The sequence below is a fragment of the Megasphaera stantonii genome, assembly GCF_025567065.1.
Lineage (GTDB): Bacteria > Bacillota > Negativicutes > Veillonellales > Megasphaeraceae > Megasphaera > Megasphaera stantonii.
This window is the reverse complement of record NZ_JAOQKD010000002.1, coordinates 16,014-41,292: the sequence shown is the minus strand read 5'-3', so window position 1 is coordinate 41,292 and position 25,279 is coordinate 16,014. Positions and strand designations below refer to the sequence as shown.

At 53.9% G+C, this 25,279-nt stretch carries 22 protein-coding genes and 3 tRNA genes; 21 read left to right on the top strand and 4 right to left on the bottom strand.

Features of this window, described 5'->3' with window-relative positions; genetic code table 11:
* Nucleotides 1–13: 13 nt before the first annotated feature.
* Nucleotides 14–613 carry a 5-formyltetrahydrofolate cyclo-ligase gene (locus tag OCV58_RS02235; protein ID WP_154876809.1) on the top strand — a complete coding sequence of 200 codons (600 nt, stop codon included), beginning with the start codon at nt 14–16 and terminating at the stop codon, nt 611–613.
* A 124-nt stretch (nt 614–737) separates the two neighbouring features.
* Nucleotides 738–1,691: a lactate/malate family dehydrogenase gene (locus OCV58_RS02230; RefSeq protein WP_154876807.1), complete on the top strand. Its 954-nt coding sequence runs from the start codon at nt 738–740 to the stop codon at nt 1,689–1,691.
* Between the two features lie 117 nt (nt 1,692–1,808).
* On the opposite strand, the gene OCV58_RS02225 is transcribed toward OCV58_RS02230, so the two are convergent.
* The 3 genes from OCV58_RS02225 to OCV58_RS02215 all read right to left on the bottom strand — a co-directional run bounded on the left by OCV58_RS02225 (nt 1,809) and on the right by OCV58_RS02215 (nt 5,109).
* On the bottom strand, nt 1,809–3,209 hold the full coding sequence (locus OCV58_RS02225; RefSeq protein ID WP_154876805.1) for an FAD-binding oxidoreductase: 1,401 nt from the start codon (nt 3,207–3,209) through the stop codon (nt 1,809–1,811).
* Between the two features lie 58 nt (nt 3,210–3,267).
* Nucleotides 3,268–3,696 (bottom strand): hypothetical protein, encoded by a 429-nt coding sequence (locus tag OCV58_RS02220; protein WP_154876803.1) that lies wholly within the window; start codon nt 3,694–3,696, stop codon nt 3,268–3,270.
* A gap of 75 nt (nt 3,697–3,771) precedes the next feature.
* Nucleotides 3,772–5,109, bottom strand: a complete 1,338-nt coding sequence (locus OCV58_RS02215; RefSeq protein WP_154876801.1) for an MFS transporter — start codon at nt 5,107–5,109, stop codon at nt 3,772–3,774.
* A gap of 166 nt (nt 5,110–5,275) precedes the next feature.
* On the opposite strand from OCV58_RS02215, the gene OCV58_RS02210 reads away from it, so the two are divergent.
* From OCV58_RS02210 to OCV58_RS02190, 5 genes are all read left to right on the top strand, one after another.
* The gene (locus OCV58_RS02210; RefSeq protein WP_154876799.1) at nt 5,276–6,190 is read left to right on the top strand and encodes a metal-sensing transcriptional repressor; all 915 of its coding nucleotides are present in this window, start codon (nt 5,276–5,278) and stop codon (nt 6,188–6,190) included.
* An 82-nt stretch (nt 6,191–6,272) separates the two neighbouring features.
* Nucleotides 6,273–7,061, top strand: coding sequence for a macro domain-containing protein (locus OCV58_RS02205; protein ID WP_107196485.1), 789 nt, complete (start codon nt 6,273–6,275; stop codon nt 7,059–7,061).
* Between the two features lie 39 nt (nt 7,062–7,100).
* Nucleotides 7,101–7,913 (top strand): CpXC domain-containing protein, encoded by an 813-nt coding sequence (locus OCV58_RS02200; protein ID WP_087478219.1) that lies wholly within the window; start codon nt 7,101–7,103, stop codon nt 7,911–7,913.
* A 177-nt stretch (nt 7,914–8,090) separates the two neighbouring features.
* Nucleotides 8,091–8,939, top strand: coding sequence for a D-alanyl-D-alanine carboxypeptidase family protein (locus tag OCV58_RS02195; RefSeq protein ID WP_154876797.1), 849 nt, complete (start codon nt 8,091–8,093; stop codon nt 8,937–8,939).
* Nucleotides 8,940–8,975: 36 nt separating this feature from the next.
* Complete coding sequence (locus OCV58_RS02190) at nt 8,976–9,674, top strand: response regulator transcription factor (protein ID WP_154876795.1); 699 nt, start codon at nt 8,976–8,978, stop codon at nt 9,672–9,674.
* A gap of 73 nt (nt 9,675–9,747) precedes the next feature.
* Here OCV58_RS02190 and OCV58_RS02185 read toward each other — a convergent pair whose 3' ends face one another.
* Nucleotides 9,748–11,607 carry a phosphoethanolamine transferase gene (locus OCV58_RS02185; protein ID WP_154876793.1) on the bottom strand — a complete coding sequence of 620 codons (1,860 nt, stop codon included), beginning with the start codon at nt 11,605–11,607 and terminating at the stop codon, nt 9,748–9,750.
* 354 nt (nt 11,608–11,961) lie between these two features.
* Here OCV58_RS02185 and OCV58_RS02180 point away from each other — a divergent pair.
* From OCV58_RS02180 to OCV58_RS02115, 14 genes are all read left to right on the top strand, one after another.
* Nucleotides 11,962–12,038: transfer RNA gene (locus OCV58_RS02180), tRNA-Asp, on the top strand.
* 8 nt (nt 12,039–12,046) lie between these two features.
* A tRNA-Phe gene (locus OCV58_RS02175) sits at nt 12,047–12,122 on the top strand.
* A gap of 12 nt (nt 12,123–12,134) precedes the next feature.
* A tRNA-Leu gene (locus OCV58_RS02170) sits at nt 12,135–12,220 on the top strand.
* Nucleotides 12,221–12,309: 89 nt separating this feature from the next.
* Nucleotides 12,310–12,720 carry a dihydrofolate reductase family protein gene (locus OCV58_RS02165; RefSeq protein WP_154876791.1) on the top strand — a complete coding sequence of 137 codons (411 nt, stop codon included), beginning with the start codon at nt 12,310–12,312 and terminating at the stop codon, nt 12,718–12,720.
* Nucleotides 12,717–13,631 carry a DNA/RNA non-specific endonuclease gene (locus OCV58_RS02160; RefSeq protein ID WP_154876790.1) on the top strand — a complete coding sequence of 305 codons (915 nt, stop codon included), beginning with the start codon at nt 12,717–12,719 and terminating at the stop codon, nt 13,629–13,631. Before OCV58_RS02165 ends, OCV58_RS02160 begins: the two co-directional genes overlap by 4 nt.
* A 511-nt stretch (nt 13,632–14,142) precedes the next feature.
* Nucleotides 14,143–14,646, top strand: coding sequence for a nitroreductase family protein (locus tag OCV58_RS02155; protein WP_087478224.1), 504 nt, complete (start codon nt 14,143–14,145; stop codon nt 14,644–14,646).
* A 74-nt stretch (nt 14,647–14,720) separates the two neighbouring features.
* Nucleotides 14,721–14,966, top strand: a complete 246-nt coding sequence (gene tatA / locus OCV58_RS02150) for a twin-arginine translocase TatA/TatE family subunit (RefSeq protein WP_154876788.1) — start codon at nt 14,721–14,723, stop codon at nt 14,964–14,966.
* The gene (gene tatC / locus OCV58_RS02145; RefSeq protein ID WP_095629887.1) at nt 14,947–15,738 is read left to right on the top strand and encodes a twin-arginine translocase subunit TatC; all 792 of its coding nucleotides are present in this window, start codon (nt 14,947–14,949) and stop codon (nt 15,736–15,738) included. Before tatA ends, tatC begins: the two co-directional genes overlap by 20 nt.
* Before the next feature lie 243 nt (nt 15,739–15,981).
* Nucleotides 15,982–16,755, top strand: a complete 774-nt coding sequence (locus tag OCV58_RS02140) for an ABC transporter ATP-binding protein (RefSeq protein WP_154876786.1) — start codon at nt 15,982–15,984, stop codon at nt 16,753–16,755.
* An 11-nt stretch (nt 16,756–16,766) separates the two neighbouring features.
* The gene (locus tag OCV58_RS02135) at nt 16,767–18,479 is read left to right on the top strand and encodes an ABC transporter permease subunit (protein ID WP_267312753.1); all 1,713 of its coding nucleotides are present in this window, start codon (nt 16,767–16,769) and stop codon (nt 18,477–18,479) included.
* A gap of 42 nt (nt 18,480–18,521) precedes the next feature.
* Nucleotides 18,522–19,517: an extracellular solute-binding protein gene (locus OCV58_RS02130; RefSeq protein WP_267312752.1), complete on the top strand. Its 996-nt coding sequence runs from the start codon at nt 18,522–18,524 to the stop codon at nt 19,515–19,517.
* 25 nt (nt 19,518–19,542) lie between these two features.
* Complete coding sequence (gene phnW, locus OCV58_RS02125; RefSeq protein WP_087478230.1) at nt 19,543–20,643, top strand: 2-aminoethylphosphonate--pyruvate transaminase; 1,101 nt, start codon at nt 19,543–19,545, stop codon at nt 20,641–20,643.
* Nucleotides 20,644–20,647: 4 nt separating this feature from the next.
* Complete coding sequence (phnX, locus tag OCV58_RS02120; protein WP_087478231.1) at nt 20,648–21,430, top strand: phosphonoacetaldehyde hydrolase; 783 nt, start codon at nt 20,648–20,650, stop codon at nt 21,428–21,430.
* 237 nt (nt 21,431–21,667) lie between these two features.
* Nucleotides 21,668–25,102, top strand: coding sequence for a pyruvate carboxylase (locus OCV58_RS02115; protein WP_087478232.1), 3,435 nt, complete (start codon nt 21,668–21,670; stop codon nt 25,100–25,102).
* The last annotated feature ends 177 nt before the right edge of the window (nt 25,103–25,279 follow it).

Below are 25,279 nucleotides of genomic sequence, written 5' to 3'. Positions count from 1 at the left end.
GGAGGCGGAGCAGATGACGAAGAGGGAAGAAAAGAAACGGCTGAGACGGCTGCTGCTGGAACGGGTGCAAACCTTGCTGCCGGCATACTGCCGGAAGGCCGATGAGGCCATATACCGCCATGTAGTATCCTTGCCGGCCTATCAGGCGGCCCGTACGGTATGCGCCTATGTCGGCATGGCCCATGAAATCGATACGAAGCCCCTGATTGAACGCATGCTGGCCGACGGAAAACGGGTCGGCGTCCCCTTGTGCGTCGGCAAAGGCGTCATGGAGATGCGGGAAATCGGCGGGCTGGACGAGCTGCAGGCCGGAACCTGGGGCATACTGGAGCCGTCTCCGAATGCGCCGCTGCTGCAGCCCGATGAGATCGACCTGGGCTTGATTCCCTGCGTCAGCGGCAACGAAGCAGGGCAGCGCCTAGGCTATGGCGGCGGATTTTACGACGCTTACTTGGCGAAGGCGCCCTTCCTGCGGGTACTGCTGTGCCGCAACGCTATGATGACTGCGCCGATTCCCATGGAGCCCCACGACGCCGCGATGGACATCGTCGTTTCCGAAGACGGGGCCGTGCATTGCCGCAGCCGTAAAAAGTTTGAAGAAGTTTTCCGTTAAAACGTTTTAGTATTTGACCAAATCCGTTGAATTTAAAAACATCTATTGTATTTGCCGTAAAAATATTTTATCATAAAACCATTACATTATTATTTACAGCACTTATGCAGAAAGAGGGATACATATGGAGTTAAAGAAACGAGTTGTCGGCGTCGTCGGCTTAGGCCACGTAGGCGCTCATGTCGCCTTTGTTTTGGGCGTGATGGGCATTGCCGATGAAGTAAAAATCTGCGACTGCAACGCCCAGAAGGCTGAAAGCGAACGGCAGGATTTAATGGACGCCGTCATGTTCATGCCGCACCGCGTCACGTATACGATAGCGGATTACGCTGATTTGAAGGACTGCGACGTTATCGTCAACGCTGTCGGCGACATCAACTTGTGCGCTACGGGCAACCGCGACGACGAAATGGAATTTACCGTGGCCCAGGTAGCCGACTACGTCCCCAAGGTCATGGCCGGCGGCTTTGACGGCATTTTCGTCAACATTACGAATCCCTGCGACGTCATTACCGACTTAATCGCCAAGAAGAGCGGCTTGCCGAAGGGCCGCGTATTGGGCACCGGCACGGGATTGGATTCGTCCCGCCTCATCAGCGCCATCGTACAGCAGACGGGCCTGGAACACCACTCCTTCACGGCCTACATGATGGGCGAACACGGCAACGCCCAGATGGTCCCCTGGTCTATCGTCAACTTCCGCGGCAAACCGCTGGCCGACTATGGCGACGATCCCCGCTTTGCCTTTGACCGGGAAGACATGAAAAAACGGGCTATCGGCGGCGGCTGGGTAACCTATAAGGGCAAGCACTGCACGGAATACGGCATCTGCTCGACGGCTGCGTCCATCGTCAAGGCGATTCTCCACGATGAAAAGAAAATCATGGCTGCCAGCGTCCCCTTGGACGGCGAATACGGCGAAACGGGCATTTTCTGCGGCGTGCCTGCCGTCATCGGCATCCATGGCGTCGAACAGGTCATGGAATACAACCTGCCGGAAGACGAACTGCAGGAATTCAAGAGCTGCTGCCAGACGATCCGCAACAACATCGCCAAAGCCGCAGCTTTGCTGAAATAAGAATCTCCTGTGCATCGATGATGCACGGCATATAAAAAACGGGATGAAACCGGTATGGTACCGGAATCATCCCGTTTTTACATTGCTGCATCGCGTGAGGCGCAGCGTTTTCAGTTCTTACGCGTCGATTACCTTGCCCGGATTGAGGATAAGGTTGGGGTCCATGGCCCGCTTGATAGTCTTCATGATCTTCAGCTCGCCCTGGGGCGTAAATTGTTCCATATATTTCAGCTTTTTCGCGCCGATGCCATGCTCGCCGGCCAATCTGCCGCCGACGCTGTAGGCGTAGGCGTAGACCTGCTGATGGAATTCTTCGACGTTTTTATTCCATTCTTCGTCGCTCATGTCCATCTTGCAGAGAACGATGTGCAGGTTGCCGTCGCCGATGTGGGCGTTGATCTTAACCTGGAAGGGATAATTTTCGCCGATTTCCATGATCTTTTCGATGGTCGAAGCGATCTTATGGACGGGAACGACGACGTCGTCGGTGAGGAAGACCTTGCTGATCATTTCGCACGACGTCTGGACGTTGCGGCGCATGTTCCAGATGCGGTCGTCGGCTTCCAGTACTTCTACGGCTCCCGATTCTTCGCAAATCGTGCAGACCGTATCCATCTTGGCGTCTAATTCGTCTTCACGGAACGTTTCGACGGTAATGATGACGTAGATGCCGTCTTCGTAATGGGGCATGTCGGAATACTGGCAGTAGTCGGCCGTATCGCGGACGTAGGAGTTGTCCATGTATTCGACGCTCGTCGGGTCGACGCCGGCTTTCAGCAGCTTCGGCACCATGTACAGGGCCTTTTTCGGGTCTGTGTAGATGGCCAGGACGTCGATGCGGTACGGCGGCAAGGGAATGAGCTTGACCGTGACCTTGGTGATGATGCCCAGGGTGCCTTCGCTGCCGATGATGAGCTGTTCCAGGTCATAGCCGGTGGAGCATTTTTTCAGGATGCGGCCGCATTCGACGATGTCCCCTGTCGGTGTGACGATTTCCAGGGAGTAGACCTGGTCGCGGGTGACGCCGTAGCGGACGGCGCGGAGGCCGCCGGCGTTGGTGGCCAGGTTGCCGCCGATAAGGCAGCTTTCGGCGCTCGACGGGTCGCCGGCGTAGAGGAGGCCGACTTTTTTGGCTTCATTCTGCATGTCGATCGTGCGGACGCCGGCTTCGACGGTCATGTACATGCCTTCTTCGTTCAGCTCGATGATTTTGTTAAGCCGTTCCATCGACAGAACGAGGCCGCCGCAGACCGGGATGGCTCCGGCAGCCAGGCTGGTGCCGCCGCCGCGGACGGTAATCGGGAAGTCGTATTCGTTGGCCAGCTTTACAATCTGCGCGATTTCTTCGGCATTCGCCGGAAGGACCGCCGCTTCAGGGACGCGGAACATGGCCGGATTCGTTTCGTAATCCGTCTGATACTGCAGGAGAATGTCCCGGTCGGTCTTGACGTATGACGGGCCCGTAATGGCCTTGAGTTTATCAATGATTTCAGATGTTATCGGTTGATATGTTTTCAAAAAAATTCCCCCTTTATGTCGCTGTTATTATTCTACCACGACGAGGGGGATTAGAAAACTAGAATTTCAAGTCGATGATGGCCGATACGCCGACGCCCTGAACGCGGCTGAGGTGGGTAATATCGACGGATTCGAGAGGGATGAGAGCCTTGGCCCGGGCAATATCGTTGAAGCTGCCTTCAAGCTGGCCGACGGCCTTGACCTTATCGACCTGTGCCGTCGGGCCGACGACCTGGACGGCTCCGATGTATTTGCCCGTGCCGATGCTGAGGACGGGGACGACCTTCGTCGCGTAGTCGGTGCCGACGCCGTTTTTCATGAGCAGCTTGTTGAGGAAATCGTTGATTTGGCCGCCGAATTTATCGACGAGGACCGTCACGCCGCCGACCTTCAAAATCGAGCCGAGGCTGAAGGCCTGGGTGACGGCCGTGCCGCCGGCGGCCAGCAGCGATACGGTAAGCATAGCGGTGATTACTTGTTTTTTCATAAGGCAAAACCTCCTTGCAGGTATGTTATATGATAGATTTAATATGTCTATTATACGCGAAGACGGCCTGTTCGGCTATTTCTTTTTTCCGCGGGCCAGGGAGGCGAAGACTGAAAACAGGCAGAGGACGGCGAACAGCGTGTAGGACTGGCGCAGGGCGGCGCGCACGGCGTCGGCGTATATGGCCGTCGCCGCCGTGTACTGCGACAGAATCAGCGTGACGACGGCCATGCTGGATGCCTGTCCGAGATTTCTGGCCAGGGCCAGCATGCTGGACGCGATGCCGTGATAGGCTGGCTTGACGGCGCTCATGATGGCGCTGTTGTTCGGCGCGCCGAACAAGGCAGATCCCGTCCCGATGAGGACGAGAAAAGCTGCGACTGCGGCGACGGACGCGTCGGGACATACGGCGAAGCAGGCCAGTCCCAGCGTTGTCAGGGCCAGGCCGGCCGTCGCGATAGGCATGGGGCCGTAGGCGTCCGACAAGGCGCCGGCTTTCGGCGACAGCAGGGCCATGATGATGGGCTGGACGAGGAGTATCAGGCCCGAGACGGCCGGCGATAAGCCGGTCAGCACCTGAAGGTAGAGAGACAGCAGAAAGGACATGGCGTACGTCGCGCTGTATTGAATGAAGGCTGCCAGATTGGACATGGAAAAGGAGACGCTGCGGAAAATATACAGCGGCAGCAGGGGATGATAAGAACGGCTTTCGTGAAGGATAAAGGCCAGCAGCAGGAACAAGCCGGCCCATAAGGGGAGGTTCGTTTCGGCATAGGACGATATTCCCCAGAGAAAGAGCACGATGCCGGCAATGGATAAGGCCGAGCTCACGGCGTTGACGAAGGGAGCGCCGCTGGCGTACCATTCCTGACGCACCGGGCGGATGAACAGATAGGCTGCGGAAGCCATGGCGGCTGACAGGAGAAATATAGAGCGCCAGCCTGCGTATTCCGTCAGCAGGCCGCCTGCGACCGGTCCCAGGGACAGGCCCAGGTAGGTCAGGCCGACGCAGATTCCGAGAATGCGGCCCTGGCAATCCTCGTCTGTAGTTGCCAGCAGCAGGGGCATATAGGATACGTATACGGCTGACAAGGCGATGCCCTGCAAGGCCCGTATTGCGACGAGAACCGGCAGCGTCGTCGCCAGCGCGGCGGCAGCCGTCGTAAAGGCGAAGGCCAAGAGCGCCGCGGCATATGTTTTTCTGCGGCCATAGATATCGGATACCTTTCCCATCGGCAGCAGGCAGGCCGCCGTGGGGATCAGGAAGGCCGTGACGACCCAGCTCAGCTTATCCGGCGTCAGGCCGAATTCATGGGACATGACGGGAATAGCGATGTTAACGGCTGTCGATAAAAACGAGCCGGCAAAGCTGATGATGCAGACGGAGTAAAAGATATGTTTTTCCATAGTCATAGAGGCTCACCTCGCGAATGTGTTTCCCTTATCTGTATTATAGCAAAAAAGCCCCGACGGGAGCAGTCGTTTGTTTCAGGGCGCCATAGAGCGGACTTCATGTTTGTAAAATTTGCGGCCAGCCGTTACAATGATAGAAAAGGATGAAAGGAAACGACCAGGTGCGATGGATAAAGAACATATATATTTTGAAAATTATGCCGATACGTGGGACCGGGACCGCAAGGAAAATCCGGCAAAGCTGCAGTTTCTGCTGAAGCTGGCAAAGATACGGGCCGGCGCGTCGGTGCTGGACGCAGGCTGCGGCACCGGCGTGCTGCTGCCCTATATAAGTCGGGCCGTCGGCGAAGGAGGCTTGGTGACGGGCCTCGACTACTCCCGGCAGATGCTGGATAAGGCGCGGGAAAAATTTTCCGATTTGCCGGGCCTCTCGCTGATCGAGGGCGACGTGCTGAAGTACGACCTGCCGGAGCAGGCCTACGACGCCGTCGTCTGCCTGAATTTCTATCCCCATATCAGCAGCCGCAGCCGGGACTTTGTCAAAAAGATACGGCGGGCCTTAAAGGACGGCGGCTCCCTGATCGTCATGCACGATATGGGACGGCGGCAGGTAAACCGCATTCACGACGATCGGGCAGACCGCCGGCTGCTGCCGCCTGCGGACATGCTGGCGGCGGATCTTGTCGGCAGAGGATTTACCCTTTCGGCTGCCGTCGACTGGGACGACCTGTATTTTGTCAGCGTGACGAAGGCCGACGAATTTTCTTACGATCCCTACGGCCGCGGCGGCGCTGCTGCTCCGGCAGGCAGCCCGCACCGCAGCCATACGCAGAAGAAGGCCGTCGTCAACCGCCTGGCCCGCGTCGGAGGCCATTTGGAGGCGATCAAGCGGATGGTCGAAGACGAGCGCGACTGCAGCGACGTGCTGATCCAGCTGGCCGCCGTCGACTCGGCCGTCGTCAGCGTCAGCAAGGTCATCTTGAAGGATCACATCGACCACTGCCTGGCCGACGCCGTGCGGGGAAACGATTTGGAATCTGTAGAAAAGCTCAAGAAGGCCATCAGTATTTTTGTGAAATAGGCCGCTTCGCTATGCGCCGCCTTTTCCCGTATGGTATAATGAATTTATATGTACGAGCGTATATCGTAAAGGATGTGATACCATGCAATTTCGCGTGTTAGTGGGAGATATAACGAAATGGCCGGCCGACGCCATCGTCAATTCGGCCAGCTCCAGCCTGCTGGGCCTGAGCGGCGCCGTCGACAGGGCCGTCCATAAGGCAGGCGGCATTTCGCTGACGGCGGCGTGCCGGTCTCTGAAAGGCTGCCGTACAGGCGACGCCAAGATAACCTTTGGCTACAAGCTGCCTGCGAAATATGTGATTCATGCCGTAGGGCCCATCTGGGTCGGCGGCAAGCGCGGCGAAGAAGAGGAGCTGCTGTCCTGCTATCGAAAGAGCCTGAGCCTGGCTGAAGACAAGGGAGTGCGTTATCTGGCTTTTACCTCGGTCAGCACGGAAGATAAGCGCTATCCCCGACAGCGGGCCGCCGCGGCCGTCGTGCCGCTGCTCATGGAAGAAGGCGGGAAAATGGAGCGCATCGATTTGGTCTGCGCCGATGCGGAGATGCAGGCTGTGTATACGCGAGCGGCCGTCCTCTTTTGGCTGCGTCACCTCAACGATGCTCATAAGGACGAATTGGCCGACATGATAGAAGAGGCGATGATTTCTCTGGTCATGCTGCAGGTGGAAACGGATAAGCCCGACCCCATCGCCTTCGCCGAGCAGGTGCGGGCCATGAAGCGGGTGCTGCGCCCCTTCCTGGATATGAGCCAGCCCCGCGGCATCGTCGATATTGAAAAGGCCGCCGATACGGTAATGCAGTCATACCAAGAGCAGCCGGAAATCAAGAGCAGTTCCGGCTTGGAATCGCTGCTGCAGTCGTATTATTGAGCGGCACGCGAAACACTATAGGATAAGAGAGGATACATCATGGCAGTTGAAGACAATCAGCAGAAAGACAGGACGCACCGCACCGAGCTGCAGCTCACGTGCCCGGCCTGCGGAGGCGTCGGCGCATTTTCCACATGGGACTGCATCGACGGCGGGGAAAACGCTGAGATGCGCCGGCGCGTGCTTCACGACGAAGGATTATTTTTTTATCAATGCCCCCATTGCCATAGCCAGATACATGTAGAAAGCCCCTGTTTGTACGTCGACAAGCATAAGAAGTTTATGGTATGGCATATACCGGACCCCAAGACGCCCGTTACGTCGGAAGAGGTGCGCTCCTTTTTAGGCGGCGATTCGTTCGCAGAGTACCGCTGCCGGGCGGCGCTGACCTGGGGTGAATGGCGGGAAAAAATCATCGAAATAGAGAGCGGATATGACGACAGGCTGTATGAAATCATCAAATACGGCGCGTACCAGCTCGTCAAGGAAGGAGATCGGGAAAAGCTGCCTCTGGAGGCCTATCACATCGATTTGACCGAAGGCGGCGGCAGCGAGGACGTGTCCCTCGTGTTCCTGGAACGGGACCGTAAGGGCATGGGATACGTATACGATATTACGCCGAAGGCGAAAGAAGTGACGGCGGATATCTTCCTGCCTCTGCTGGAGCGGATTCCCGCTATGAACGAAACGGGACGGTTCGACCGCTTCAGCTATTCCTGGGCTCAGCAATTCATGGCCCAGGTTTTAAAAGCCGCGTCGTCGGGACAGGAGGCGTATAGCCAGCTCCTCGGATTTTGGGTGCAGACCCTGGGCAAGGAGCTGTTCCATGCGGAGATACAGCCGGCTGAATAAGGATACTATTGGCATACGAAACGCGTGTTTTCGGCGGAAGCCCTGCCGGAGGCGCGTGTTTTTTATTTTCGGCCTGGAAAATTGACAGATGATTTAATAAAAAATATAATAAGCATTATATTTAGAAACTGCCAGCAGGCAGCAGAATATGTATTTAGATAAGGAAGTGGATGCAGCATGTTTTGTAAATGGCGGCGCATCATGGCAGTCAGCCTGTGCGCCTTGATTTTAGCAGTCTGCTCCGGCGTAAGCGGGAGCGCGGCTCAGGCGGCGGTACCGTCGACAGGCGCGGAAGCGGCCTGCATGATCGACGCCGACACGGGAACGATTTTGTATCAGGTCAATCCGACAAAGTGGATGCACCCGGCGAGCACCACGAAAATCGTGACGCTTATCACGGCGTTGGACCAGAAAGAAGACGAGCTGGACCAGCCGCTGAAGATTTCCAGCTACGCGGCGAATACGGAGCCTTCTTCGCTGGGCATTGCGCCGGGCGATAAGCTGAGCGTGCGGGAAGCGCTGCGCGGCATGATGGTCGTATCGGGGAACGACGCTGCCGTTGCCGTAGCGGAAACGCTGGGCGGGTCCGTAGCCGGGTACGCCGACATGATGAATGCGGAAGCTGCGAAAATGGGGGCAAAGCACACGCATTTCGTCAATCCTCACGGCCTGACGGCGGCGAAGCACTACACGACGGCCGTCGACATGGCGAAGATGGCCGCCTACGGCATGAAGAAATTCCCGGAATTTCGCCGCATCGTAAGCCTTACGTCGTACGACGTGCAGTATCTGGACGGCCGGACGCCAAAGCACGTCACGACGACAAACCGCTTTTTGACCAGTGGGTATAAGGGCGCCGACGGCATCAAGACGGGCTTTACCAATGCGGCCGGCGACTGCCTGGTCGCGTCGGCGACGCGGAACGGCCGCACGCTCCTCGTCGTCCTGTTCAACGACGACAACCGCTGGGAAGATGCGCCGGCTATTCTCGATTACGGGTTCCGGCGTCTTCAGACAGGCAAATAAGTCTTTATATTCATCTGGCGCAGAGGGGGAATTTCAATGGCGCACATGTTGATTATTGGGGGAACGGGCACGGCGAGTGCCTGGGAAAAAGGCTTTTTTGAAAAGAAAGGATTCGACGTTGTTGCCGCGGCCAGCGGAAAAGACGGGCTGGTAGCAGCAAAGCAAGGAGGGGCCGACGTAATCCTGATTCATTCGCCCTTGCCGGATGGGGACAGCATCGGCCTGTGCTGTCAGATCCGCGCGGCCCAGAGCGTTCCGGTGTTTCTCGTCGCAGAAAGGGGCTGCGACGAAGAACAGATCAAGGCCTTGGAAGCCGGGGCGGACGACTATATTACGGCTCCCGTTTCGCCGGCCGTCATGGCGGCGCGCATCGAAGCGTGCTTGTCTATGCGCCGTCGGCTTCTGGAAGAACGGCGGACCGTCGGCGAAGACGCCGATATATGCGCCGGCGATTTAACGATTTTTATTCGCCGCCGCCAGGCCTTCCGCAGCCGGACGGAAATCCCGCTGACCGTTAAAGAATTCGATTTATTGGTATTTTTAGCCGGCCATCCTAATCAGGTGTTTTCCAAGCAGGAGCTGTTTAAACAGGTTTGGCATCTCGACGCCAGCGGCGATTTGGCGACTGTGACGGTACATATCAACCGGCTGCGGGACAAGCTGAATCAGGTATCGCCGGCCTTTACGGCCATTGAAACCGTATGGGGGAACGGCTACCGATTTCAAACTGCATAAGCAATACGAAAAAGACCCTGTCTGAGCCGTTTCAGACAGGGTCTTTCGTATCGTATAGAAGAGTTGAAAAACGTTAGAATTCCGTATCCTCCAGCAAGCTGACCTTGCCGAAGCGGGTTACGAGATCCTTTCGTTCCATTTTCCACTGCGGCGACGCGATGCTGTACGTCGGGTCGTAGTTGGGCGACTGCATGTTGAGGATGCCGCAGACAAATTCATAGGCTAAATCATTGGTAAAGAACTTGTCCTTGTTTTGCTTGACGGCTTCGGCGACTTCAGGGTTGCGGGCCTGATAGCTTTCCGATAAGTAGCAGAACATGGGGATGCGCAGCACCTTGAAGGAGATGTCGTCGGGCTGGCGGCCTTTGTCGGGGTCGCTGCCGTGGTCGGAGAAGTAAATCATGGCGTCCAAGTTGAGATTTTCCTTGGCGTATTCGAAAATCTGCGACAATACCCAGTCTGTATACAAGACGGTGTTGTCGAAATCGGCCTGCTGATTTACCGTGCCGTCGTTAAATACCTGGAATTCCTTGGGATAGCGGTTGCGGTATTCAATGTGGCTGCCCATGAGGTGGAGGACGACGAAGTTCTTTTCGTTCGGGTCGACGCGCTGCAGGAACTGCAGGAGCGCGCCGTCCATCGTCGACTGCTTCAATTCCTGGTCTACCCATTCGGAAACATCGGCGGTCTTGGCGACGAGCGTGATGGGCGTGTCGGCAACGCCGATAGAGCCCTGGTTGCTGAACCAGTACGTCTTGTAGCCGGCCTTTTTCGCCATATCCAAAATGGAAATGGAAGAATTGAATTCCTTATTATTATAGAAATTGGCTTCCGTCAAGGCCCGTTCCAAAACGGGGACGGTGTACCAGACGCAACTGTAGGCGTTGGAAAACAGCGTAAAGTCCGAGTCTTCCTTCATAGCTGTCAGCCACGGCGTATTTTCCACGTGATTCGGGTTGAAGGCGTGCATGAGGGTCCGCGTTTCCGATTCGCCGATGACGACGACGACTGTATTAGGGTACTCGGCCGGATTCAGCTGGACCGCCTGCAGGGCGGCGAATTTGCCGTCATGGTTTTCCGCATACAAGGCGGAGCGTTCCATGTAATCGTGCGTATCGATAAAGGTGCGGATCGGGAAGGCCTGAGGGAAAATTTCCTCGCCCAGAGCGCCGACAGATGGGAAAATAATCATCAGCGACAGCAAGGGGAGGATCTTTCGGTACACCGGCGTGCGGGGCAAGGTCTTCTGCGTGTAGTTGGCGAAGAGAAGGCCGCCGATTAAAAGCGCTACGAACAATGCGATGAATACGATGCGGCCGACGCCGAGGGAATGGAAGTATTCCAGCGTTTCCGCCGGCCCCGTTTGGAAGATGAGCAGCGCCCCCGACGTGGTAATGCACGAGTGGTACAAGGCGAAGTACACCCACTGCAGGGCGATGATGAAGAAGGCCGCGAACTGCACGGCCGTCATGATGGCCGCGCTGATTTTGCGGTTTAAAAACTGCCGGGCCGCCATGTTCAGACAAAAGAGAATGGCGAAGAGATACAGGCCGACGTAAATATCGTACATATTATTTAAATACACTGTATTTTGCTGTATCAGCGTGATGTAGCTCAGATAAGGCCCCGTCACGATCCAGCTGACGGCGATGAGGGCCGTCGGCACGACGGAGGCGATGCATAGATGACGCCAATACAGGGCCAGGGACAGGACGACGGCTCCTACGGCTGGAATCAGCCCGACCGTCATATGATGTATATTATCAGGCCCCAGGCCGAGGGACACGAGAAACTGCCATTGATAGCACAAGGCGTAGATGACGAAAAACGTACATAGCAAGTAAACGAGCCTGCGTCTTGAAACGGCAGAAGAAAAATCCGCTTTCAACGAAGACAAGGACAACCGCTGCGGTTTGTTGGCGGGTTTTACCATGGAATGTCACCTTTCTGTAAATAATGTAAATACTATGTAAATGCATGTATCGACCTTATTATACATCAAAATACAGGGTTTACATAGTAGCGACAGCCAGGGAAATCGAGATTTTTTTCAGATTTAAGGCGACGTGAAGCCGCGACGGGTCTCACTGAGAAAAGAGATCACGCTTTTATCTTCTTGGCAAGGCCTTCCCAACAGCGTAAGACGCCGAATGTCCTGAGGCGGCAGGGGGATTTGAAAAAAAGAGGCGTGTTCTGCAAAAATTATAAAAAAAGTACTTGCCAAAAGAGCCGGAACATGATAGAATACTTTTTGTCGGAACGCGAGACGTTCTGAAAAGTATGAAACGGCCCCGTGGTGTAGCGGTTTAACATGTCGCCCTGTCACGGCGAAGATCGTCGGTTCAAATCCGATCGGGGTCGCCATATTTTTTGCTCAGGTAGCTCAGTCGGTAGAGCAGGGGACTGAAAATCCCCGTGTCGGCGGTTCAATTCCGTCCCTGAGCACCAACAATTACACATGCGGTTGTGGCGGAATGGCAGACGCGCTACTTTGAGGGGGTAGTGAGCGAAAGCTCGTATGGGTTCAAGTCCCATCAACCGCACCAGGAAAAAGAGTTGTCGAGAAATTGACAGCTCTTTTTTTCGTAATATTCATTATACATAATACTCATGCGAAAGGGCAGGTGACAGCAGAATGATTATTGCAGCTTGCGTTGACGACGCTATGGGGATGGCCTTCAATCATCGCCGGCAAAGCCGGGATGTGCTCCTGATACGGCGTCTGCTGCAGCGCGCGGCGGGCCGGACCGTGTGGATACATCCGGACAGCGCCGTGCTGTTTGAAGCGCAGGAGGCGGGCAGCGTACGCGCTGCCGAGGATTTTCTGCAGCAGGCCGGCAGCGGCGATATTTGCTTCGTAGAAACGGCGGCCTTTGCGTCCTGGGCGGACGAGATTGAAGAAATATGGCTGTATCGCTGGAATCGGGCCTATCCGGGAGACGTATTTTTTCCTATTTCCCTGGAGCAGGGATGGAAGCTTGCGGAAAAAACGGATTTTTCGGGAAATTCCCATGCATGCATTACGGAGGAGATTTATAAAAAATGAAAAAATGTATATCTTTGCTATTGACTTTGGTTGCGGCGTTGTGTCTGATTTTGTCGGGATGCAGTAGTACAGAGACCGAGCGCCCGGCACAGGCCAGCTCTGTATCGGCTGCCGCGTCGTTGGCTGACATCCCAGCCTTTTACGGCCAGCCCTACGTCGTTCTTCATGACAATAAGCCGGATTTTTCGGAAAGCGACTTTTCGGAGTCGTCCTTTGAGCGGTATAGCCCTTTAGATTCGCTGGGACGCTGCGGCGCTGCCTTCGCCAATATCGGCAGGGACATTATGCCGACGGAAAAGAGGGGCGCTATCGGTCAGGTGAAGCCTTCAGGCTGGCAAGTGGCGAAATACGACAGTGTCGACGGCAAATATTTGTATAACCGCTGCCATCTCATCGGCTATCAGCTGTCGGCGGAAAATGCAAATAAGCAAAACCTCATTACGGGCACACGGTATATGAACGTACAGGGAATGCTTCCCTTTGAAAACATGGTAGCCGACTATGTGAAGGAAACGGGAAACCACGTGCTGTACCGGGTTACGCCGGTCTTTCAGGGAAAGGAGCTCGTCGCCCGGGGCGTGCAGATCGAAGCGGAATCGGTAGAGGACAAGGGCGCCGGCATTTGCTTTAACGTCTATTGCTATAATGTCCAGCCAGGCATCGTCATCGACTATGGAACGGGCGAAAGCCATGCAGAAGGCGGCGGAACCGTGCCGGCTCATGACGGAACAGCTCCTGTCGGCGCAGACCAAACCGATACGTACATATTAAATACGAACTCTAAAAAATTTCACAAGCCTTCTTGTTCCGGCGCTAAGACCATAAAGAGCCAGAATAAGGAAACCTATACCGGCTCGCGCGGCGACTTATTGGCCCAGGGATATTCACCCTGCGGCAGCTGCAAGCCTTAGATATTTTTATATTGTGCAATGAAAGCCCCTGTCGGCAGTGGGCTTTCATTTTTTTGTAGATGCTGATACTCTTTTGACTGCTTGGCCTTTTGCGGTTTCTTTCGTCAACTGCCGAAGGCACCCCGCGCTGTAAATTCTCACTGACCTTCCTCGGTCTCGCAGAAGGGCAGAATGTTAGGTAAAAGACAGTGGACTATTGCCTCGATTTGATGTTGTGGAATCGTGGTGTTATGGATTCGCATTCCTCTTCGTGCGGCAGCTTTTTTGTGTTTCCAGCCAGAAGGAGGAGTGCTTGGCTGTTAGTAATGATGGAATATAGGTTTAACGATATACGTAAGGATATACGGCGCGCCGCTGAGCTTTCGGACGGCGTCCTTTCTATTTTACGTCCTTTTTACGGGGCGCGTAAGAATTTTTTACAGCTTATTTTCTATTCTTCTTTTTTACTATGTATGGTATAATAAACCAATATAGTACTTTTATTTTAGTACTCAGGAGGGAGTAGATTAGTATGAATGAAATCTTTACCAGACGCAGCGTTCGAAAATTTTTGCCGACTATGGTTGAAGATGAAAAGATAGAACTCTTGCTGCGCGCCGGCATGGCCGCCCCTTCCATGGGAAACCAACAGCCTTGGGAATTTTACGTCGTTCGTGATAAACGGGTGATTCAGGATTTATCCCGCTGCAGCCCCTACGCCGGCTGCGCGGCAAACGCGCCTGCAGCTATCGTCGTTTGCAGCCGCGATACAAACCAGCGGTTCCCGGCATTTGTCAACCTTGATTTGAGTGCTTGCGTAGAAAATATTCTGTTGGAAGCAGTTCATTTGGAATTGGGAGCTGTATGGATCGGTGTCTCGCCGTATAAATCGAGAGAAGTCATTGTTCGCCGCGCCGTAGGCGTTCCCGAAGGGTTTACGCCCTTCGCCATCGTATCCTTCGGCTATCCGAAAGACAGCGGCAACGAACGGCTGAAAGAAGACCGCTACGACCCGTCCCGGGTTCATTATCTCTAATTATATAGGTACGGATTCGACAGGTGCTTGAGCAAATCAGGCGCCTGTTTTCGTAAAAAGAGAGGATTGGAGCTATGTTTAATATCGGAATGGGCGAGATGATCGTCGTAGCCGTCGTCGCGCTGTTCGTCTTCGGTCCGGGAAAACTTCCGGAAGTCGCGAGAGCCTTCGGGAAGGGCCTGCGGGAATTTCGAAAGGCTATGCATGATGTCGCCGACGACATCCATACCGGGGATATACAGGAAGTCAAAGAATCTATTCAAAAGGATATAAACGACGTGAAGAACATAGGAGGAAGCCATGGAGACAAAGCCCGATAAGGCGGAAGAGGAAATCGCGGCAGTGCGGAGCGCAGCGACGGCTGACGGCGATAGCTCTCCCGTTAAGAAGGAGTGTCAGGATGGAGAAATGCCGCTGAGCGGACATTTGCAGGAATTTCGCAGCCGCCTGATCATCTGCCTGGCGGCAGTAGCCGTTGCCAGCGGCGTTTCCTATAATTTTGTAGAGGAAATCATTGACATTATATCGGCTCCGGCAGGCAAGCTGTATTTTCTCAATCCGGCAGAAGTCTTTTTTTCGTATATTCAGGTAGCCGTGTGTACGGGCATATTGGTGACGCTGCCGATTATTTGCTATGAACTATGGGGCTTCGTTCGTCCGGCTCTGATGCCTTCCGAGCGGGCCGCCGTGTTCTGGCTTATTCCCACGGCGGTGCTGCTGTTTTACGCCGGCCTGGCCTTTTCGTATTACGCCGTATTTCCGGCGGCCGTATTGTTTTTTATGGGCTTTGCTACGGCGTCGCTGCAGCCTATGTTTTCGCTCAGCTCGTACCTGTCCTTTTTTATTGCCTTTATGCTGCCCTTCGGCGTCGTCTTCGAGCTGCCCCTCGTCTTGTTTTTCCTGGCGAAGATGGGACTGATTACATCGGCCTTTTTGAAATCTAAGCGGCGCGTCCTCATCGTCGTCGCCTTTATCTTCGCCGCCGTCGTGTCGCCGACGACGGACATATTCACACAGGTCATGATCGCCGTGCCGATGATCGTACTGTACGAAGCGAGCATCCTGCTGGTGCGGTTTATTTTGAGAAAATAATATAATATTTGCAGAATATTGCAACATGAAGCGAATAGAAATATGTTGAGGAAGACCATTCAGTGCGCTATAAAGACTGGATGGTCTTTTTTCTGCATTTTATAGGCTATCGTTATGAAGCAATAAGTTAATGTTATTTGCTTTTATTTTCCATATTTTGCCTAAAAATTACGATATATAAATATAATCTTTGCAAAGGGGACGTATACTGCAACAAGAGTGTTGAAAAAGGAGGACATCCCTATGCTGGAGTTAAGGCATATTGTTAAAAAGTATGATGAAAAAGTAATTCTTGATGATATTTCCCTGACCGTTGAAGATGGTGAAATTATTTCTATTTTAGGCCCTTCCGGCGGCGGCAAAACGACGCTGCTCAACGTCATTTTAGGAATTACACCGATCAGCGGCGGCCAGCTTATGTATAACGGCGAAGATTTAAGCCGCGTTCCCATGCAGAAGCGGGGGTTCAACATCGTATTTCAGGATTATGCGTTGTTCCCCAACCTGACGGCCTATCAGAATATCGTATACGGCCTGCGCAACAAGCCGGGCATCGCTACGAAGGACGAAGTGGCGGACCTCATCCGCCTTCTCGACTTGCAGGACCACGTCAATAAGCGCATCGGCCAGCTTTCGGGCGGCCAGAAGCAGCGCGTCGCGTTAGCCAGGACGTTGGTCATGAAGCCGAAGATTCTCCTGCTCGACGAACCGCTCAGCGCGCTGGACGGCGTCATTAAAGAATCCATTAAAGAACGCATCCGCACCATTGCCAAGCAGTATCATCTGACGACGATTATCGTAACCCACGACCCGGAAGAGGCCCTTACCTTGTCTCATCGGGTGCTCATTTTGAATGGCGGCAAAATCGCCCAGTTCGATACGCCGGACAATATCATCCATGCTCCGAAGGACGATTTCATCAAAAAGTTTATCTTGTCGCAGCTGCAAATCAAGCGCGACAACATTTACAAGCTGTTTGAACCCGGCGCGATGCCTGCGGCGCGGCAGGCGCAGTAAAGGAGAAGGTCATGGAAAAAGAACGAATAGAGTTAAAGTTTATATTCGGGCTTATATGCGTCGTCTTTTTAGGCGCCGTTTGCTGTCCCCTGGCTATCTTGCTCAGCAAGTCCTTCTTGCAGGCTTCCGGCGGCGTCGGATTGGAAAATTATCTGGCCGTGCTGAACAATGAGGAATTTTTACTGTCCCTGCGCAACAGCTTTGCTGTATCGGGACTGGAAGCCTTCATCACAGTCGTGCTGGCCTTTGTATTGGCTTATGGCCTTCATTATACGAAGCTTCCTGAGAAATTTAAATCTGTCGTACAGATTCTCATCATCCTTCCCATGTTTCTGCCGACCTTAACCTATGGGTTTGCCGTCATTTATTCCTTGGGCAAACAGGGGTTAATTACTCAGATTATCGGGCACCAGCTCTTTTCCATTTATGGATTTTGGGGATTGCTCATTTCCTACGTTATCTACACGCTGCCGCCAGCCTTTGTTTTGCTGTACAACGCCTTTAAGTACGTAGACAAGCACTTCATCATCGTATCGCAGCTCATGGGCGACAGCCCGCTGCGCACGTTCTATATTACGAGCGTGCGTCCTATGATTGGGACGATTGCCGCAGCCTTTATTCTTTCCTTCTTCTTATCCTTTACGGATTTCGGTATTCCTGCTTCTATCGGAGGACAGTACACCGTCGTGGCGACGCAGCTGTACATGGTCATGATGGGCGCCGTGCCTGATTTCCAGTCCGGCTCGGCTATTGCCGTCATCATGCTGATTCCGTCTATCGTCGCCGTGTGGCTCCTGCGGTTTACGGAACGCTTCAACTTCCGCTACAACAAGATCAGCACCTTTGAACTTGCCGACGACAAGGTGCGCGACGGCTTCTTCGCCGCCGTGTATGTCGTCGTGATCGCTGCGATCTTCGCTATTTTCGCCATCATGTTCATCGTGCCCTTTATCAAGAGCTGGCCCTATCAGGTCGTCTTTACGACGGAAACGCTGCAGCGCATCTTGAGCGACCGGTCCATTGAAACGGTGTATACGAACTCCGTCATGGTAGCCGCCGCCACGGCCGTCATCGGCACGGTCCTGGCTTACATGGCCGCCCTGGTCAACGCCCGTTCCCAGCTTCCCGGCGTCTGCAAGATGCTCATGGACGCCTGCGCCATGGTGACGAATACCGTTCCCGGCATGGTCCTCGGCGTGGCATTCTTGTTTGCCTTTACGGGCTCGCCGATTCAGAACACCTTCATCATCATTATCCTGCTGAATTCGGTCCGCGAATTTACGACGCCGTACCTCATGATTCAGGCTTCCCTGTCTAAGATCAACATGTCCTGGGAAACGACGGGGGCCCTGATGGGTGATTCGTGGCTGAAGACGATTTTCCGGGTCATCATTCCCAACACGATGTCGACGGTGTTCCAGATGCTCAGCTATATCTTCATTCAGGCTATGGTCACGATCAGCGCCATTATCTTCGTCACCGGCGCCCGCACGATGGTCATGACGACGAAGATCACCCAAGCCCAGTATTTTGAAAAATACGACGAAGTATTTGTGTTGTCCCTGCTCATTTTCCTGACGAATATTATCGTCAAGGTTATCTTCGATTATCTGTCGAGCCATGACGATATCGTGCTCCATGTCAAGCAGAAATTCCAAAGCATTTTCGGCAAAGAGGCCAAACGGCAGAACGCCGGCCTGGAAGATTTGCCGGAACGCATATAAAAATCACAATATGTATAAGCTACTACGAGGAGGATTTGCATCATGAAAAAATGGTACAAGTATTTAATCGCCGGATGTTTGGCCGTGACTATGGCCGCCGGATTTGCCGGCTGCGGCAGCAGCGGAGACAGCGCGTCGGCAGACGAACAAGTCGTCATCTATACCAACGCCGACCCGGAAGCGCAGGACGCCTTCAAGCATGCCTTGGACAGCAACGGCTTTGAAGGAAAATATGTCATGCAGGCCTTCGGCACGTCTGAATTAGGCGGTAAGCTCATGGCCGAAGGCACGAATATCGAAGCCGACTTGATTACCATGAGCACCTATTATATCGATTCGGCCCAGAAGGAAAACAAGATGTTCGCAGACTTGACCTTCGACGCCAAGACCTTGCAGGAAACGCCGTCGTATTACAAGCCGACGACAGGCCAGTTCGGCGCCATCTTCGTCAATACGGAAGTATTGCAGAAGGAAAATCTCCCCATGCCGAAATCCATTAAAGACTTGACCAACCCCGTATATAAAGATAAGATTTCCCTGCCTGATATCATGGGCTCGTCTACATCCTGGCTGCTGGCCCAGGCCGTATTTGACGCTTACGGCGAACAGGAAGGCGCAGCTATCTTGAAACAGCTCGAAGCCAATGCCGGCCCGCACATGGAAAAATCCGGTTCCGGCCCCCTCAAAAAAGTTAAGGCCGGCGAAGTGGCCGTCGGCTTCGGTCTCCGTCATCAGGGCCTGATGGAAGAACAGAAAGGCCTGCCCATTAAAGTCGTCGACCCGACGGAAGGCAACTTCTTCCTCACCGAAGGCGTAGCCGTTATCAATAAGTCCGACAGCAAGAAGAAAGAGCTGGCTATGAAGATGGCCGAATGCATCGTCAAGAACAGCCGCCAGGAACTGCTCAAATTCTACCCCATGGCCCTGTATGAAGGCGAAACCGTAGACAAGACCTTCGAACCGGCCTATCCGAAGCAGTATAAGGAAGCGCTGACTGTAGACCTCTTGAAAAAGCATCAGCAGCTCATTAAAGGATAATCGAAGAGAAAGCAGGTAACGAATTATGGATAAAAATAAATATAAATTGCTCACTCCGGGGCCGCTTACGACGACGGAAACGGTAAAAGAAGAAATGCTCGTCGACTTGTGCACCTGGGACGACGACTATAAGAACATGACCCAGGAAATCCGGGCGGAGCTCCTCCGCCTGGCCCATGCGGAATCGGGATACACGACGGTGCTCATGCAGGGCAGCGGCACCTTCGGCGTAGAAGCCGTCTTGTCCAGCGTCATCAAGGATACGGACAAGCTTCTCATCGCCGTAAACGGCGCGTACAGCAAGCGCATGGCGGAAATCTGCCGCTATCACCGCCTTCCCTACGCTGTCGTTGAAACGGCGTACGATACGATTCCCCAGGCGGACGCTATTGAAGAAGCCTTAAAAGCCGACCCGGCCATTACCCATATTTCCATGGTCCACAGCGAGACGACGACGGGCATTCTCAACGATATTGCCGCCGTCGGCGAAGTGGCGAAGAAGTACGGGAAGAAATTCATCGTCGACGCTATGAGCAGCTTCGGCGGTGTCGATATCGACGTGCCGGCTCTGGGGATTATGTACCTCATCAGCAGTGCCAACAAGTGCATCCAGGGCGTGCCGGGCTTCTCCTTCATCATTGCCAAGGAAGCTGATTTGAAGGAAACGAAGGGCACGGCCCGCAGCCTGTCCCTCGACGTATACGCCCAGTGGGAAACGATGGAAAAGGACGGCGGCAAATGGCGCTTCACGTCGCCGACACACGTCGTCGCGGCTTTCCGCAAGGCGCTGGAAGAACTGCGCGCCGAAGGAGGGATTGCGGCCCGTCACGAACGGTACGCCCGCACGAACGCCGCCCTTCGCGAAGGGATGGAAGCCCTGGGCTTTACGGCGTATATCGACAAGGACGTGCAGGGGCCGATCATTACGACCTTCCTGTATCCGGAAACCATGTCCTTCGACTTCCAGGATATGTACGCCTTCCTGAAAGAACGGGGATACGTCATCTATCCGGGCAAGCTGACGGCCCAGGATACGTTCCGCCTGGGCAATATCGGCGAAATTTACGACGAAGACGTACAGAAAATTCTGCAGATTTTCACAGATTATATGAAGGGATTGAAGTAAGACGATGAAAATAGAAGGAATTATCTTTGACTGGGCAGGCACGACAGTCGACTTCGGCTGCATGGCTCCTGTCCGGGCCTTTATGGACAGCTTTGCCGCCAACGGCGTAACCGTTACGGAAGAAGAAACGAGAAAGCCCATGGGGATGCTCAAGCGCGACCACATCCGCACGATGCTGTCCATGGACCGCATCGGCGAAGCCTGGAAAGACGCAAACGGCAGCGCTTGGGCGGAAGAAGACGTAGAAAAAGTTTACAGCCATTTTGAACCGGAGCTGTTGTCGACGCTCGCCAATTATTCGAAGGTAAAGCCCGGCGTCATCGAGACGGTAGCCAAGCTTCGGGCTATGGGGCTGGCCATCGGCTCGACGACGGGATATACGGACGTCATGATGGACATCGTCGTCAAAGCCGCGGCGGACCAGGGCTATGAGCCGGACTGCTGGTTTTCCCCTGATTCGACGGACGGCAAGGGACGCCCGTATCCCTATATGATCTTTAAAAACATGATGAAGCTGGGCCTGTCGGACGTACGCTGCGTCGTCAAGGTCGGCGATACCGTGTCGGATATTAGAGAGGGCAAGGCCGCCGGCGTCTGGTCCGTCGGCATTATCGACGGCAGTTCCGTCATGGGGCTGAACGAAGACCAGTTCAACGCCTTGAGCGAAGAAGAAAAAACTCAGAAGCGTCAGGACGTGCGGGCCGTATTTGAAGGAGCCGGCGCAGACTACGTGATCCAGAATATTACAGAATTACCAGCTGTCGTCGAAGCGATTCAGCATCGGTAACGCCTCTCCCTGCCTGCCGTGCAGCAATGTGCGGCGGGCTTTTTATCATTTTCGGAAGGATTCGGGGATAACTCGGCAGTTCTTATTTTGTATACAGTATTTATTCCGTATATAACGATTCCTTCTCTTGTAATGTTTTCCTATTTTGTTATAATTAAAACTACAGTGAAAAGAAAAGGTAATATACCTATCATTCATTGTTATGTACTGTAAATCATTACTCAGGAGGGTATTTTCATGAGAAAAATTCGTTCGGTTTTAGTGGCCAACCGCGGGGAAATCGCTATCCGCGTATTCCGTGCCTGCAACGAGCTGGGAATCCGCACCGTAGCTATTTACTCCAAAGAAGATTCGCTGTCTCTGCACCGTTTCCGTGCGGACGAATCCTATCTGGTTGGGGAAGGTAAGAAACCGGTAGATGCATATTTAGATATTGAAGATATTATCCGCATTGCCCATGAACACGACGTAGACGCAATCCATCCGGGGTACGGCTTCTTGTCCGAAAACGCTGATTTGGCGAAGCGCTGCGAAGAAGAAGGCATTATTTTCATTGGGCCTAAGGTCGAACATCTCATCATGTTCGGCGATAAAATCAACGCCCGTATTCAGGCTAAAAAAGCGGGCATCCAGTATATTCCCGGCAGCGACGGCCCGGTTATGAATTATGAAGAAGTCGAAAAATTCGCCCGCGAAGAAGGCTTCCCCATCATGCTCAAAGCCGTCAACGGCGGCGGCGGCCGCGGCATGCGCATGGTCAACCGCATGGTTGATTTGCGCGAAGCCTATGACCGGGCAAAGTCAGAAGCTAAATTGGCATTCGGCAACGACGAAATTTATTTGGAAAAGTGCATCGTCAATCCGAAGCACATCGAAGTCCAGATCATGGGCGACGAACACGGCAACGTCATCCACTTGTTCGAACGGGACTGCTCTATCCAGCGCCGTCACCAGAAGGTAGTCGAAATCGCTCCGGCCTTCTCCTTGTCGGAAAAGCTTCGCCATGACATCTGCGCCGCGGCGATCAAGCTCATGAAGAACGTCAACTATGTCAATGCCGGCACAGTCGAATTCCTCGTTACGCCTGATGAAAAATTCTACTTTATCGAAGTTAACCCCCGCGTACAGGTAGAACATACTGTCACGGAAATGATTACGGGTATCGATATTGTGCAGACCCAGATAAAAGTGGCCGAAGGCTATGCGCTGGACAGCAAGGAAATTGCCATTCCGTCGCAGGAATCGATTCATTGCCAAGGTAATGCCATCCAGTGCCGTATTACGACAGAAGACCCGATGAACAACTTTATGCCGGATTCGGGCAAAATTATGGTATACCGCAGCGGCGGCGGCTTCGGCGTCCGTCTCGACAGCGGCAATGCGTATACCGGCGCGATTATTACGCCGTATTATGATTCCCTTCTCGTTAAGGCTACGACATATGCGCTGACCCATGAAGGGGCTGTGCAGAAAATGCTGCGTACGCTGAAAGAATTCCGTATCCGCGGCGTTAAGACGAACATCGGCTTCCTCATCAACGTGCTGAAATCGCCGGAATTCGTAGACGGTTCGTACAATGTCAACTTCATTGACAACCATCCGGAACTGTTTAACCTGCCCGTCGTACAGGACCGCGGCACGAAGCTGCTGAAATACATCGGCGACACGACGATTAACGGCTATGCTGGCACTGGCCATCAGGAAAAACCGGAATTCGAACGATTGGAAATGCCGACAGCTGTAGCAGGTGAGTATCCGGCCGGCACGAAGCAGATTTTCGATTCCATGGGGCCGGAAAAGTTCTCTAAATGGATTCTCGACCAGAAAAAAGTTTTGGTTACGGATACGACGATGCGTGACGCCCATCAGTCCCTGATGGCTACCCGCGTCCGCACCATCGATATGCTCCGCGTTCTCGAAACGGCGTCCAAGAAGCTGCCGCAGTTCTTCTCCTATGAATGCTGGGGCGGCGCGACCTTCGACGTCGCTTACCGCTTCCTCTATGAAGATCCGTGGGAACGTCTCCGCCAGATGCGCGAAAAAGCGCCGAACATTTTGCTCCAGATGCTCATCCGCGGCGCAAACGCCGTAGGCTACACGAGCTATCCGGACAACGTCGTCAAGAACTTCGTCGAACTGTCGGCGAAAAACGGCATCGACGTATTCCGTATTTTCGACAGCCTCAACAGCCTGGACAACATGTACGGCACGATTCAGGCCGTCCGCGAAACGGGCAAGATCGCCGAAGTCGCCTTGTGCTACACCGGCGATATCCTCGACAGCTCCCGCACGAAATACGATTTGGCGTACTACGTCAACATGGCGAAGGAACTGCAGAACGCCGGCGCAAACATCATCGCCATCAAGGATATGGCCGGCCTGCTCAAGCCGGAAGCGGCATACCGCCTCGTTTCGGCTCTGAAAGAAACGGTCGACCTGCCGATCCATCTCCATACGCACGACGGCTCGGGCAACGGCGTCGCGACATTGAGCCGCGCCGTGGCTGCCAACGTCGATATCGTAGACGCAGCTTACTCGTCCTTTGCCGGCGGCACGAGCCAGCCGAGCATGAACACGCTGTACTATGCGTTGAGCGGCACCGACCGCCAGCCCGATCTGGACATCGACGCCATGGAAGAAATGTCCCGCTACTGGGCGACAGTTCGTCCGTACTACAAGGGCGTAGACAAGGCCGAACCGTTCCCCAACACGGAAGTATACCAGCATGAAATGCCTGGCGGACAGTTCTCCAACCTCCGTCAGCAGGCGAAAGCCGTTGGCCTCGGCGAAAAATGGAACGACATCAAGAAGATGTACCACGACGTCAACATGATGTTCGGCGATATCGTCAAGGTAACGCCGTCGTCTAAGGTCGTCGGCGACATGACGCTGTTCATGGTGCAGAACGGCCTGACGGAAAAAGATGTCTACGAAAAGGGCGATATCCTCAACTTCCCGCAGTCCGTTGTAGAATTCTTTGAAGGCCGCTTGGGCATTCCCTATCAGGGCTTCCCGGAAAAATTGCAGAAGATTATCCTCAAGGGCCGCAAGCCGTTGACGGAACGTCCGGGCAAGAGCCTGGCTCCCGTAGACTTTGAAGCCGTCCGCAAGAAGCTGGCTGGCGCAGGCTACAAGCATGAAGACGAAGATATCAACGCATACTGCCAATACGAAAAAGTATTCAAGGATTACAATGAAAACGTCAAGCTGTACGGCGACGTAAGCGTATTGGATACGCCGACCTTCTTCTTCGGCATGAAGAAAAACGAAGAAATCCACGTTGAAATCGAAAAGGGCAAGGATTTGGTCATCACGATGATCAACATCAGCGACCCCGACGAAAGCGGCATGCGTACCATTACGTTCATGTTCAACGGCGTCGAACGTGAAATCCAGGTACAGGATAAGAGCGTCGACATGAAGACCGTGACGAGACGCAAAGCCGACCCGTCTAAGGTAGGCGATATCGGCGCGACCTTGTCCGGCTCCGTCGTCAACGTCCTCGTATCGCCGGGCCAGAAGGTCAAGAAAGGCGACGACCTCGTCGTAACGGAAGCCATGAAGATGGAAACGACCATTACGTCTCCTATCGACGGCACTATCGGCGAAATCTACGTCACCAAGGGCCAGGCCATCATCAGCGGCGACTGCCTCCTGGAAGTATTAGCCTAATAGAATATGTACCTGCTGAACAGGCAGGAAAAAAACGCCAAGCATGCATTCCGTGCTTGGCGTTTCCTTTAGACGGAGTGCCTCTATGGTTGCGGCGTGAAAGCTGCGGCAGGCAGGGGAAAATCGATTTTGTTGCAGGCGGCCGAAGTATGGTATAATGAAACACACCTCATGCCG